The sequence below is a fragment of the Amorphus sp. MBR-141 genome (assembly GCF_053628695.1).
The window spans coordinates 1-12073 of the sequence record NZ_JBRJGW010000048.1 but is presented as its reverse complement, the minus strand read 5'-3'; the positions used below and the strand labels follow the sequence as shown (position 1 = coordinate 12073).

The window sequence follows — 12073 nt, the reverse complement described above, 5'->3', positions numbered from 1 at the left end:
CCACCCGATACGACAAGCGAGACGATAACTTCCTCGCCTCTATCCAGCTCGCATCTCTGCGTATCTGGCTCAGGTCTTATGAGTCGGTGACCTAGGGCGGTAGTGGTCATGTCTTTCTCCTTTCGGCCACGACGGGCGGAGTGGGTGCGACCGACGTGAATTGCGGACGCCAGTCCGTTGTCGCCGATCCCTCGAACGGAAACCCAACGTCGGCGAAGGCGGGAAAAGCGGCTGTCGGCCCCATGGCACGGGAGGTCTTCTCAGCCGTCGAAGGGCAGTGGCTCGAGCAGAATGCGCAAGTTGCGCTCCCCCGTGTTTGCGCGGAAGCCGGGGCCGCCTCTCTGGAAGATGCGGGAGCTCGCCAGGCCGCCCGTCACTACGGGAATGCAGCCCGTGTCGCGGACGACATCGCTGGCGACCGCGAGCGCGTCCTTGTCGTCGCTTGCGAGGGGGACCGCCAGTGCCTCCCGCTCGGAGTAGCCGTGCTGTTGCCCGATGCAGGTCGCATCGACGGCGCTGAAGCAGCGCACGAGGCGCGTGCCCGGGAGGAGCTCGGTGCTCGTCTGCGCCACACCGCGCTCATAGGCCGATCGTCCGCGTTCCTTGTCCGGTCTCGGGTTCGTGGCATCGAGGACAATTTTGCCGCGCAATTCGGCGGAAAGAGTGCGTCCGTAGGAGGCGAGCGCATCGTAAGGCGTCGCGAAAAGGACTACGTCGCCGAACGCAGCGGCCTCCTGCGGCGTGCCGGCACGGGCGTTCCGCAGTCCGTCTGTCAGGGGGGAAAGGCTCTCCGGGTGGCGCGAGGCGAACACGACCTCATGGCCCGCCTCTGCGAGGGCGCGGCCAACCGTCCCACCAAGCCATCCCGCGCCAATGACGCCGATCTTCGTTGGACGATCCGTATCCGAAGCAGACATGTCGAGACTCTCCGTCCAGAAGTACGGCCCGCGCGCAGCCAGCGGCTACCGCGGATTGGGTTCGTCTGGATGGAAAGGTGGGGCGGGAAGAGCCTTCGGATTAGACGCTGAATCCTGCAAGGCCTGATACCTCAAGAAGATCAATCGGGCGCTGCGATGACGGCGACGACCCCTGAGCACCGGGGTGATCTGCGCGCTTGTTTCATATCCGAAGTCGATAAACCCATTCGAGATATAGCGTCTAATTCGAGCAATTGGTGAGGCCTATCTTCCTGCTCAAGACTTTTGACATCCCCGAACCGACCGGTGGCCACGATCTGCCCGGAACGGCGGCACTCCTGACCCACTTCCTCAGGACTATCTCGGCGCGGAGGCCGATGCCCCATGACAGCCATCGCTGACCATGCTTCATCCCGCGTGGCGGCCAGTCCATATGCCGTGCTGGCGGTCGTGCTTACGGGCTACCTGCTGATCGTCCTCGACCTCTCGATCATCTTCACCGGCCTGCCCGACATCGGCCAGACCATGCAGATGAGCCCGGTCGGCCTCACCTGGGTGCAGAACGCCTACATGCTCTGCTTCGGCGGCTTCCTGCTCCTCTCGGCCCGTGCCGGCGACCTATTCGGCTTCAAGCGGATGTTGCTCTGGGGCATCGCACTCTTCTCGCTTTCGTCACTGGTGATCGGTGTCGCGCAGACGCCGGCCGAACTGATCGCGGCCCGTGCCGTGCAGGGCGTCGGGGCCTCGATCATCGCGCCGTCGGTTCTGTCGCTCATCTCGGTCAACTTTCCCGACGGCGAGCCGCGGTCGCGGGCCATGGCCTGGTACGCGATGGTGGCGGGCGCGGGGTCGAGTCTCGGGCTCGTGCTCGGCGGCATCTTCGCGGGCACGCTGTCCTGGCGTGTCGGCTTCCTGATCAATGCGCCGATCGGCCTGTGCCTCTGGATTGGTGCGCGGATCGTGCTCGATCGGACCGAGCGGGGCGAAGGCAGGCTCGACATTGGCGGCGCGGTTAGCTCGACCATCGGGATGGTCGCGCTCGTATGGGGCATCATCCGGATTGCGGACCAGGGCTTCGGCGACCCGTTCGTCCTCCTCGCCATGGCGTTCGCAGCTGCGACTCTCGGCGTCTTCGTCTGGCACGAGGGGCGCAGCCGCGACCCCCTCCTGCCGCTGGCCATCTTCGCCAGCCGCGTGCGCTCGGGCGCCTATGTGGCCCGCATGTGCTTCGTCGGCGCAGCCATGACGTTCTTCGTGTACGAGACACAGCTGATGCAGAACGTCATGGGGTTCAGCCCCATCGAGGCCGGCTTCGGCTTCCTGCCGATGACGATCCCGACCTTCGCGGCGGCCCTGATGGTGCCGCGCCTGACCAGGGCCTGGGGCAATGCCTGGCTCCTCTGCGTCTCCTTGGCCCTGATGGCGATCGGCATGGTCTGGCTCTCCTTCGCGGGCCAGAGCCCCGACTACTGGGACGACATCGCGCTGCCGATGATCCTGGTCGGTCTCGGCAATGGCGGTGGCCTCGGGCCTCTCACCGTGGCCGGCGTCACGGCCGTCTCGGGCCGCAACCAGGGCGCGGCGTCCGGCGCCGTCAACGTGGCACACCAACTCGGCGGCTCGCTCGGGCTCAGCATCCTGACGACTGTTTTCGCGGCTTCCGCGAGCACCTCGCTTAAAGGCGAGGCCGGCCTCGCGCACCAGATCTCGCACGCCATCTTCGGCGCCGGCGTCCTCCTGACGCTCGGCCTCGTCGTCTCACTCGTGTTCGTCCGGCAACCCCGGCCCGGCGGACACTGACCCTCAAGAATGGAGGAACACGTCATGCAGAAGAGAACCCTTGGACAAGGCCTCGAAGTTTCCGCGCTCGGCTATGGCTGCATGGGTCTGAGCTTCGGCTATGCGAACACCCTCCCCAGGGATGAGGCCGTCGCCATGATCCGCGCGGCGCACGAGCGCGGCGTCACCTTTTTCGACACCGCCGAAGTCTACGGGCCGTTCGTCAACGAGGAAGTGGTCGGCGAAGCGCTTCGGCCCGTCCGCGACCAGGTCGTGATCGCCACGAAGTTCGGCTTCAACATCGTCGACGGGAGGCAGTCCGGCATGAACAGCCGTCCCGAGCACATCAAGGAGGTGGCAGACGCGTCCCTGAAGCGGCTCGGCATAGAGCGGATAGACCTTTTCTACCAGCACCGTGTGGACCCGGAGGTGCCGATCGAGGACGTCGCAGGTGCCGTGAAGGAGCTGATCGCCGAGGGCAAGGTGAAGCATTTCGGCCTGTCGGAGCCGGGTGCCGAGACAGTCCGACGCGCCCACGCGGTTCAGCCGATCTCCGCGCTGCAGAACGAGTACTCGCTGTGGACCCGCGGCGTCGAGACGAACGGGATTCTCGACGCGTGCGAGGAACTCGGCATCGGCCTCGTGCCCTACAGCCCCCTCGGCAAGGGCTTCCTGACGGGCACGATGGGCAAGGACACGAAGATCAGCGAGAACGACTTCCGCGCACTCCTGCCGCGGTTCACCCCCGAGGCCATGGAGAAGAACCAGGCGCTCGTGGACCTCCTTAAGCTCATCGCCGACGAGAAGCAGGCGACGCCTGCCCAGATCGCGCTCGCGTGGCTCCTCGCGAAGAAGCCCTGGATCGTGCCGATCCCCGGGACGACGAAGCTCCATCGCCTCGAGGAGAATTTGGGTGCCGCCGAGATCGAGCTCGAGGTCGGCGACCTCTCCCGGATCAACGCCGCGCTCGCGGAGATCGACATCCAGGGCGAGCGCTATCCCGAGACCCTGATGGCGACCACCGGCCGCTGAAGCGAGGAGACAGCTCAATGACAGGATCAGGCAAGATAACCAGGCGGAGCGTTCTCATCAGCGCATCGGCGATGCCGCTTGCCGGCATAGGCTCGCTCGCCGGCGCGGCGGAGGCCCGGAGCCAGTACGGGCGGAGCGACACGCTCGTCGCGTTCTTCTCGCGTTCAGGCAACACGCGCCTGGTCGCCAGGAAGATCGCCCTCGCCCGCAAGGCGGACCTCTTCGAGATTCGCCCCGCCGACACCTATCCGGAGGACTACGAGGAAACCGTTGCCCAGGCGACGCGGGAGAGGGAGGCGGGCTACGAACCGCCGCTTGCGGAAAGAGCCCCCGATCTCGGGACCTACGACACGGTGTTCCTGGGTTTCCCAATCTGGGGGATGACCGCGCCACCGGTCATCCGGTCCTTTCTCTCGGCGCACGACCTGGCGGGCAAGACGCTCGTGCCGTTCGTCGTTCACGGCGGCTACGGGATCGGCTCGAGCCTCCAGGTTGTCGCCGACCACGTGCCCGACGCTAATCTCGTCGAGGGCTTCTCGATGGAAGGCGAGCAGGAGAAGCGTGTCGTCGAGCGGGTCACCGAATGGCTCGGCGAGATCGAGCCCGCCGGCTAGCGCCGACGTATGCGGAGCACAGACGGAAAGCGATATGACACAAGGGATAGAGGGCAAGGTCGTCGTCATCACCGGCGCGAGTTCGGGGCTCGGGGCCGAGACGGCGCGCCACCTGGTCGCGCAAGGAGCCAGGGTCGTTCTCGGCGCTCGCCGGATGGACCGGCTTGAGGCGCTCGCTGCCGAGCTGGGACGCGAGAACGCCGCCGTCTACCGGTTGGACGTGACAGACCGCGAGGCCGTGAAGGCCTTCGTTGACTTCGGCGTCGAGACGTTCGGCAGGATCGACGTGATGATCAACAATGCGGGGTTGATGCCATTGTCTCCACTGGAGATGGAGCGGTTCGACGAGTGGAACCAGGCCATCGACGTCAACATCAAGGGTGTGCTCTGGGGAATTGCTGCCGCGTTGCCACATTTCAAGGCGCAGAAGGGTGGCCAGTTCATCAACGTCTCGTCGGTGGCCGGCCACACGATCAGCCCGGACGGCGCAATCTACTCGGCAACCAAGTATTCGGTCCGCGTGATCTCCGAGGCGCTGCGCCAGGAAGTCAAAGACTACAATATCCGCACCACCGTCCTGTCTCCGGGCGCGATAGACACCGAGCTCCCGGCGTCGGTAAGAGCCGAGGGCGTTTCGGAGTGGGTCAGCGACTTCTATCGGAAGGTCGCGATTCCTTCCTCGAGCTTCGCGCGCTGCGTGGCGTTCGCCATGAGCCAGCCGGAAGAGGTCGACATCAACGAGATCCTGTTCCGCCCAACCGCACAGGTGCGCTAGCCGGGGGAGTCGGGGGAAGGCAACCTCGCTCGAACGGCCGCGATGCCCGAGGAGCAACGCCATTGCTGACAATCCGCTTCCGGCCAAATCCAAGCTCAGCGCGTCGCTCGGCAGGCCGGCTACTGCATGTCTCTCAGAATCCGATAGACCTGCATTCGAGAACAACGAATGACTTCGGCGATCGCTACAACACTCAGCCCCGAACTGTGCAGTCTGAGGATCTCAGCGCGATCGAGCCGTCTCTTTCCGCCCTTGAACGCACCCCGCTTCCTGGCTTGCGCGCCGAGGACGTGGTCCGGGCGCTGGAGCATGTGTGCCCGAGGATCGGCTATCCGAAGACGATCCGCGTCGACCAAGGCTCCGAGTTCGTCTCCCGCGACCTCGACCTGTGGGCCTATGCGAAAGGCGTGACGCTCGACTTCAGCCGGCTGGGAAAGCCGACAGAAAACGCGTATATCGAAGCCTTCAACGGTCGCTTCCGGGCGGAGTGCTTAAACGCCCACTGGTTCCTGACGCTTGCCGATGCGGTCGAAAAGATGGAGGATTGGCGCAGATACTACAACGAGGTGCGCCTGCATGGGGCGATCGGACACAAGGTCCCGATCTCGTTGCTCAATCCCGATGGCGCCACCAGCCCGCCATCGTGAAAAGGCCCGGAAACTCTACCTTCCGCCGGTCCAGAGAATGGTATCGGAGCATGCCGATGCCCGCGAAAAGCTGGAGGATTGGCGCAGAGACTACAACGAGGTCAGACCCCACAGCGCGATCGGGTACAACGTCCCGATCGACCTGCATAATCCCGGTGGCGCAACCAGCCCGTCACCCTGATCAGAGCCGGGAAGCTCCAGGAGCCAGCGATCCAAGCTTGGGGCTCAGAGCAACGAAATCCGAGACTCTCCGAATTGCTGGAGGGAAGAAGGGGCTCAGGTCATATAGAGTAGACTTTTTCTAGCGAAGTAAATCAATCATTCACCACACGATGCGGTGAATTGATATTGGTGCGTCCGCGCCATTAATCCCCATTTCCACAACGACATGATTGGAATCTTCCAAAGATAAACCGTCGGATCGAATCTTTGCAACGAGGTGAGACGTTGAGAAATCTAGAATTTCATCATAAAGCACCAAGAATCCGGGCCACGATTGATCGACTGGCGCACCGCCAACAAAGATTTCAGCATGGTTCCCGCCTACCGTCACCCGATTTAATCGAACCGGTTGCGCACCTGCGTTCTCAAGAACGAATGAAACCCGCAGCCACGAGGGATCTTCTGTCCGGTTAACGGCGAAATTTTTGATGTCAACATCGGCTTCAACCTCGAAGTTCGGCAAGAATCCGGCCGCCTGAGCAGTAGCGGCCGCAAGGACGACACTTATGGACAGAAGGCTCATCCTCAGAAACATATTACAACTCCTTCCACAACCCGGGTGCGATCGATTTTCTTTTACCAACAGCACAATTAATTAGTCCACTTCACCGATTCAATTCCTTGCTTCGAACTAAACACTTCCGAGCTTGAGTCTTTGTGAACATCACGGAATGATCGTAAAGTTCCGCGCGGAAGAATTGAATTCCAATCTTACGGTGAGGGTTCGAACGCTACGCAGTGCGCATTGAGAGAGCGATAGACAAAGAGGCATCTGCTGAGACGATGGACACCTTAAATCCCTCGCCTCAGCAGTTGGAGGACTACCGCCCGGCCCAGAGAGCCGCGCAGCAAGAACTCATTTCAGGTCTACGACTGTGAGCTTGCCGCGCAGACGTTCCGCTACGAATTCAACGGACTCGCCTTCCTCTACTTCGTCGATCATTTTCGGATCAGAAACGGCGAAGACCATTGTCATCGCCGGCATATCGAGGTTTTTCAGCTCCTGGTGTTTGATGGTCAGTTTGCTTGCTTTGGTGTCGACCTTCTGGACCACACCTTTGGTGTACTCTGCGGCGCCGGCAATGCCAGCGGCCGAGACCGTGAGTATCGCGGCGACCGCGAGACGGATCAGGGTCTTCATTCTGACGTTCCTTCTTTAAGAGTTGTCACTGATAGCTAACGACAAGCGGGCCATGCATTCCGCTTTCGTAGTGCCCCGGGATCAGACAGGCGAACTCGAAGGCTCCGGCTTTGGTGAATGTCCAGACGATCTCGCCGTCGGCACCGGGCGACAGCCGCGCTGAGTTCGGGTCGGCATGTTCCATTTCAGGAAACCGCTCCATGAGCGCTTTGTGCTCCTTGATCGCGTCGGGCGTGTCCATGACGAACTCGTGGTCAAGCTCGCCGGAATTGGCGACCTGGAAGCGGACCGTTTCGCCCTCTTGAACCTTAATTTCGGCTGGCTCGAAGAGCATCGCACCGGCGTCCGTCTCAACCATCGAGACGCGAATTGTGCGAGTGACATCGGCGGCATTTCCGGGTTTTCCGATCGCCATTCCATCGTCATGCCCGCCAGCATGCTTTCCCGAAGCCAAGGCAGGGGAAGCAGCCATCATCGTCGCGAGCGTGAGCCCAGCGATATACTTAATTCTCATCGTATTCCTCATTGGTTTCAGTTCTCAGGATTGTGATCTCCGGTCGTCAATTTCCGGAGTGACCTTCCCCCGCTACATTCCGTAGCGAGCGGGCGGAGGAAGATTTCAAGGCACCGCCCTGCGCGCTCGGATCAGGCGCTTGCGCAGCGGCGGGCAACTGCCCAGTCCATTCGTAGGCGACGGTACCCGGTGGGTTCTGGTAGTCGCCAGGATCGGCATAGTCGTCTGCAGCCAAGCCCTCGCGTACCTTCATCACCGTGAACATGCCCCCCATTTCGAGCGAGCCGAACTGACCCCACCCCGCCATCATGGGGATTGTGTTATCGGGGAGTGGCATTGCCATCTCAGCCATTTCAGCCATGCCCGTTTCGCCCATCGGCATGTAGTCGGGCTGAACCTTGCGGATCATGCGCGCGACCTTGGCCTTGTCCGCACCAATTGGGGTCGGAATATCGTGCCCCATTGCATTCATCGTGTGATGCGATTTGTGGCAATGCAGCGCCCAATCACCCGGATGGACGGCGTCAAACTCGTAGGCACGCATAGCGCCTACGGGAATGTCGATGGTGACCTCAGGCCACCGGGCTTCCGGCCGAACCCACCCCCCATCGGTACAGGTCACCTCAAAGTCGTAGCCGTGCATATGGATCGGGTGATTGGTCATCGTCAGATTGCCGACGCGCACACGGACACGATCATTCTTCGCGGCGACCAGTGGGGCCACGTCGGGAAAGACTCGGCTGTTGATGGTCCAGAGATTGAAGTCTGTCATCTCCATGACCTTCGGCACGAAGGCGCCCGGATCAATGTCGTAAGCGGACAACAGAAAGACGAAGTCGCGATCGACCCGCATGAAGGTCGGATCTTTGGGGTGGATGATGAACATCCCCATCATCCCCATCGCCATCTGTACCATTTCATCGCCGTGCGGATGGTACATGAACGTTCCACTCTTCACGGCGTCGAATTCGTAGACGAAGGTCTTGCCCGGCGGAATCCCCGGTTGAGTTAACCCAGTGACACCATCCATCCCGTTGGGCAGGATCAGCCCGTGCCAATGCACGGTCGTGTGCTCATGCAGCCGGTTCGATACGAAGATGCGAACCCGATCGCCCTCCACGCACTCAATCGTCGGTCCGGGTGCCTGTCCGTTGTAGCCCCAGAGATACGCGGTCATCCCTTCGCCCATCTCGCGCTCGACGGGTTCTGCGATCAGGTGAAATTCCTTGATTCCGTTGTTCATGCGGAATGGCAGCGACCAGCCATTCAGCGTGACGACCGGATTGTAATCGGGCCCGGTCGACGGACGCATGGGCGGCCGAGTTACCGCATCCTCCATAGTCGGCGCTTCGGGGAGCGCCATGGCTGAGGTTTTGGACCACGCTGTGGCACCGGCGAGAGCCATGCCGGCTCCCATAAACGCTCTTCGTGAAAACATGCTCAAGACTCCGTTAAGGTCAGTCGTCATCGCCGCCGGCCGCAGCGGATTCAGCGCCGCCTCCGGAGTCGACTTCACCGCCGCCATAGATCGCCGCGGTGAGACCCGCGTCGGCCAAATAGAAGGCTCGTTTGGCATTTAGAGAGAGAAGAATGGCATTCAGCTTGGCGCGAGTGTCTGCCAACAGCTCGAACGTGGAGGTGATCATCCCGTTGTAGGTGAGCAGCGCTTCCTTCTCGATTGTCGTGCGCAGGGGGACGATGTTCGAACTGTAATGCCGGGCGATGTCGTACCGCGATCGATATGCCTTGTAGGCTGACCGCGCTTCCGAGCGGATACCGACGGACTTTGCCGCGAAGATATTCGCCGCTTGGAGATAGGCGAATTCGGCCTTTCGAAGTCGCGCTTGCCCACTATCGAAGATCGGTATTTCAAGGCTGACTTCGACAATCGCGGTCAACTCGTTGGAGCGCTTTTCGCCACCATACTCGGTTTCCTCAACTTCTTGCTCCACTTCAGGGCCGGCTGCGAGTTCAAGGTCGCTCACATACCGTGTTGCAGTCGTCAGACCATAAGACTTGGCTAAAGCGTCAAGTTGCAAGCGGGCGACTTGGAGATCAACCCGGTTGCGAAGAGCCTCCGCCTCGATCTTACTCTTTACGCCCGGCTTCGACGGGATCCGCGGCAATGCGTTCGGGACCTCAAAACTCAGGTCCTGTCCCCAAACGCCCATGAGCCGCACGAGCTTTTCTTTGGCGAGCTGAGCTTCGAGTCGGGCCTCAGACGTTTGAGCCGTCAGTTCCGCGTAAAATGCCTGCTCCCGTGCCTGTTCCACTTTAGGAAATGCCCCAGTACGGCCTAGCTCGGCTGCAAGTTCAGCAGCAGCGTCCGCAGCAATCTTCGCTTGATTGAGATTGGCGACAGTCTCCCAAGCGGCCACCGCCTCAATCCATGCAACCCGGGTTTCGGTTGCAATCGCCAAAGTTGCCTCGAATGCGCGAAGCTGCGCCTGCAACAGGCGGATTTCGGCTATGCCGAGACGTCTATCGCGCGTGAGAAGGCGAATGATGTTGGATGCGATAACGCCCTCTAGGGTCCGAAGCCCGCCGATCCCCATATAGCTGACAGCAAGGGTCGGATTAGTCGGAAGGCTCTCCTGCCATAGATCCGCCACTGACATGCCGATCTCGGCGTATTCCGCCTGAAGACTCTTGTTGTTGAGAAGAGCCACCTGAACCGCAGCATCGGCGTCCACGTACTTTGTTGCGAGAAGTTGGCGGACTTGAGCATTCACCGATGCCGAGTCGCTTCGATTTTGGACCCAAACCGTCTGCTTGCCTAGCGTCAGGCCGGTCTTGTCGCTGACAAGTGCAAACCCCGACTTGGTGTCGCTGTTCTGCTGAACACCGACGCAACCGGCAACGAAAATAGGGAGAAGTGCCACGGTAGCAGCGCGTATCGGCATTCTCATTGCGCCGACCCTCCGATGACCGAACCAGCATGGTTCATTCCCGCCATGTCGTCACTCGACGTGGCCAATGACTTTGCGTCGGGCGAAGCGGTACCTCCGGAGGGCGTTGGTGTACTACCAGTAACCGGCTCGATATCGACGCCAGTATCGCGAAAGCGGCGTGGCTCGCTGGGTACCCTTAACGTGTAGCTACCGATTACAGATCGATAGTCGGATTCCTGCGACACAACTGCAGGATTGTCCGGGGACTCCGCGAGAGAGATTTGGGGAAGTCCCCAGGGCGTGTTGGCCACGCAGCCTGCGAGGAGCAGGCCGGACAAGCCGACGCTGATGATGCGAAACATGAAGAACCTGATGGTCGCACCCGTTGGGAGCGGGGTAGCAACGCCCGCGCGCCTCGAAGGTGCAGAAATGCCGAGGACCGCTACAAGACGGCGCGAGGCGCACAGAAGCGATCGTCTTCACCGGGCGACAGCGCCAAAATGCGTGTCATCCACTGATGGCTACGCAAACGCAGCCGAAAGCATCAGGTTCTGGGAGGTCGATCGTGTGACGGGGACAGGCCACCGATCATTGTGGCAATCGTTGCAGGCGGATCTTTCCTCGCCAGCACCCGTCTGGAAACTCGATCGCTGCCCGATGTCAAAAACACCGAATGGCAGTCCATCACGCATTTTCCATCCATCATTTTGGATGAATGCTCGTGGTTCAGCGGTATCTGAGCCATGGCCTCGGGAGAGAGGTGGTGAGCATCAGTTGCGAGAGTGGAGACGGAGGCAATCGCCATCTTCGCAGGAGCAGATTTGATGACAACGCCCGCATGCGCGGATTGAGCGAAAAGCATGGACAGACAGAGGAAGATTGCTGCGAACAGCCTCCCTACCACACCCATTTTATGCTCTCGAATCGCCATGGGTAGTTTGATATTCAAAATCGCACTTTCAGTCCACGCTAAATCGTTCAAATATCCGTCAGAGCCGTCGCGGAAAAAATGATCTCTTTGGCCGAACACCGCTTTCGTTGATGTCCAGCTTCAGCCCTCATGGACATTCGCTGGGCAGCCGTGCTGGTTCAAACTGCGGCTTTCGAGTGCGCCGCGTCACTTTCTATGGGCACCAAGCGGCGGCCGCGGACCGATTTGATGGGAGACCGACAACGATATGGCCGGATTCGAGAGTAACGACCGCGCCTACAGCGTTGGGCGTGGCCATGATGTTCTGGCACAATGCCTTTACCTCCAGTATGTATCGCGGCTAGGGCCGAACCGGCTGCTTGCCGGTCAAGCAGCCGTGTAGAGCGGAAGGCTAGAGAGCGTGTCATTTGGGATCTGAATCGGAAATGGGATTCCCTCGAGGGGTCGGATCTGAATCATGTGTAGACGCCCCCTTGGCAAGGGCTGTTGGTCTCGTGCGCTGATCGGTTGCTTTCATTGGCCTGCCCCATCGAGGTGGCCGGGGCGTAGAGTTAGAGTCCGGCGGTTAGGGCCGGCGGATGTGCCGACACGGCGCCAGGGTAAGGTGACC

The 12073-nt window shown here is 61.0% G+C and carries 12 protein-coding genes and 1 pseudogene; 6 read left to right on the top strand and 7 right to left on the bottom strand.

All coding sequences use genetic code 11. From position 1 onward, the window contains the following. Nucleotides 1–260 precede the first annotated feature (260 nt). The gene (locus tag ACSSVZ_RS27110; protein ID WP_453973985.1) at nucleotides 261–917 is read right to left on the bottom strand and encodes an NADPH-dependent F420 reductase; all 657 of its coding nucleotides are present in this window, start codon (nucleotides 915–917) and stop codon (nucleotides 261–263) included. A 384-nt stretch (nucleotides 918–1301) separates the two neighbouring features. Here ACSSVZ_RS27110 and ACSSVZ_RS27105 point away from each other — a divergent pair, with 384 nt between their 5' ends. From ACSSVZ_RS27105 to ACSSVZ_RS27080, 6 genes and pseudogenes are all read left to right on the top strand, one after another. Next, the gene (locus ACSSVZ_RS27105; RefSeq protein ID WP_453973984.1) at nucleotides 1302–2717 is read left to right on the top strand and encodes an MFS transporter; all 1416 of its coding nucleotides are present in this window, start codon (nucleotides 1302–1304) and stop codon (nucleotides 2715–2717) included. A 24-nt stretch (nucleotides 2718–2741) separates the two neighbouring features. Next, nucleotides 2742–3728 carry an aldo/keto reductase gene (locus ACSSVZ_RS27100; RefSeq protein ID WP_453973983.1) on the top strand — a complete coding sequence of 329 codons (987 nt, stop codon included), beginning with the start codon at nucleotides 2742–2744 and terminating at the stop codon, nucleotides 3726–3728. Between the two features lie 17 nt (nucleotides 3729–3745). After that, nucleotides 3746–4342: a flavodoxin gene (locus ACSSVZ_RS27095; protein WP_453973982.1), complete on the top strand. Its 597-nt coding sequence runs from the start codon at nucleotides 3746–3748 to the stop codon at nucleotides 4340–4342. A gap of 34 nt (nucleotides 4343–4376) precedes the next feature. Then, entirely contained in the window at nucleotides 4377–5117 is a 741-nt protein-coding gene (locus ACSSVZ_RS27090; protein ID WP_453973981.1) for an SDR family oxidoreductase, read from the top strand. Between the two features lie 278 nt (nucleotides 5118–5395). Next, a pseudogene (locus tag ACSSVZ_RS27085) lies at nucleotides 5396–5764 on the top strand (integrase core domain-containing protein); the annotation flags it as partial. Continuing rightward, on the top strand, nucleotides 5694–5945 hold the full coding sequence (locus tag ACSSVZ_RS27080) for an integrase core domain-containing protein (RefSeq protein ID WP_453973980.1): 252 nt from the start codon (nucleotides 5694–5696) through the stop codon (nucleotides 5943–5945). The pseudogene ACSSVZ_RS27085 and the gene ACSSVZ_RS27080, both read left to right, overlap by 71 nt. 141 nt (nucleotides 5946–6086) lie before the next feature. Here ACSSVZ_RS27080 and ACSSVZ_RS27075 read toward each other — a convergent pair whose 3' ends face one another. The 6 genes from ACSSVZ_RS27075 to ACSSVZ_RS27050 form a co-directional block, all read right to left on the bottom strand. After that, complete coding sequence (locus ACSSVZ_RS27075; protein WP_453973979.1) at nucleotides 6087–6521, bottom strand: hypothetical protein; 435 nt, start codon at nucleotides 6519–6521, stop codon at nucleotides 6087–6089. A gap of 321 nt (nucleotides 6522–6842) precedes the next feature. Next, the gene (locus tag ACSSVZ_RS27070) at nucleotides 6843–7127 is read right to left on the bottom strand and encodes a copper-binding protein (RefSeq protein ID WP_453973978.1); all 285 of its coding nucleotides are present in this window, start codon (nucleotides 7125–7127) and stop codon (nucleotides 6843–6845) included. 25 nt (nucleotides 7128–7152) lie between these two features. Next, a complete protein-coding gene (locus ACSSVZ_RS27065; RefSeq protein WP_453973977.1) occupies nucleotides 7153–7641 on the bottom strand; it encodes a cupredoxin domain-containing protein in 489 nt (162 codons plus the stop codon). Nucleotides 7642–7687: 46 nt separating this feature from the next. Continuing rightward, nucleotides 7688–9079, bottom strand: a complete 1392-nt coding sequence (locus tag ACSSVZ_RS27060) for a multicopper oxidase family protein (protein ID WP_453973986.1) — start codon at nucleotides 9077–9079, stop codon at nucleotides 7688–7690. A gap of 19 nt (nucleotides 9080–9098) precedes the next feature. After that, nucleotides 9099–10550, bottom strand: a complete 1452-nt coding sequence (locus tag ACSSVZ_RS27055; protein WP_453973976.1) for a TolC family protein — start codon at nucleotides 10548–10550, stop codon at nucleotides 9099–9101. Nucleotides 10551–11076: 526 nt separating this feature from the next. Then, a complete protein-coding gene (locus ACSSVZ_RS27050) occupies nucleotides 11077–11562 on the bottom strand; it encodes a hypothetical protein (RefSeq protein WP_453973975.1) in 486 nt (161 codons plus the stop codon). Nucleotides 11563–12073 lie beyond the last annotated feature (511 nt).

What these genes read in the sequence shown, in the direction of transcription:
- ACSSVZ_RS27110 (WP_453973985.1), bottom strand. Translation starts at nt 917, where the DNA reads ATGTCTGCTTCGGATACGGATCGTCCAACGAAGATCGGCGTCATTGGC.
- ACSSVZ_RS27105 (WP_453973984.1), top strand. Translation starts at nt 1,302, where the DNA reads ATGACAGCCATCGCTGACCATGCTTCATCCCGCGTGGCGGCCAGTCCA.
- ACSSVZ_RS27100 (WP_453973983.1), top strand. Translation starts at nt 2,742, where the DNA reads ATGCAGAAGAGAACCCTTGGACAAGGCCTCGAAGTTTCCGCGCTCGGC.
- ACSSVZ_RS27095 (WP_453973982.1), top strand. Translation starts at nt 3,746, where the DNA reads ATGACAGGATCAGGCAAGATAACCAGGCGGAGCGTTCTCATCAGCGCA.
- ACSSVZ_RS27090 (WP_453973981.1), top strand. Translation starts at nt 4,377, where the DNA reads ATGACACAAGGGATAGAGGGCAAGGTCGTCGTCATCACCGGCGCGAGT.
- ACSSVZ_RS27080 (WP_453973980.1), top strand. Translation starts at nt 5,694, where the DNA reads ATGGGGCGATCGGACACAAGGTCCCGATCTCGTTGCTCAATCCCGATG.
- ACSSVZ_RS27075 (WP_453973979.1), bottom strand. Translation starts at nt 6,521, where the DNA reads ATGTTTCTGAGGATGAGCCTTCTGTCCATAAGTGTCGTCCTTGCGGCC.
- ACSSVZ_RS27070 (WP_453973978.1), bottom strand. Translation starts at nt 7,127, where the DNA reads ATGAAGACCCTGATCCGTCTCGCGGTCGCCGCGATACTCACGGTCTCG.
- ACSSVZ_RS27065 (WP_453973977.1), bottom strand. Translation starts at nt 7,641, where the DNA reads ATGAGAATTAAGTATATCGCTGGGCTCACGCTCGCGACGATGATGGCT.
- ACSSVZ_RS27060 (WP_453973986.1), bottom strand. Translation starts at nt 9,079, where the DNA reads ATGTTTTCACGAAGAGCGTTTATGGGAGCCGGCATGGCTCTCGCCGGT.
- ACSSVZ_RS27055 (WP_453973976.1), bottom strand. Translation starts at nt 10,550, where the DNA reads ATGAGAATGCCGATACGCGCTGCTACCGTGGCACTTCTCCCTATTTTC.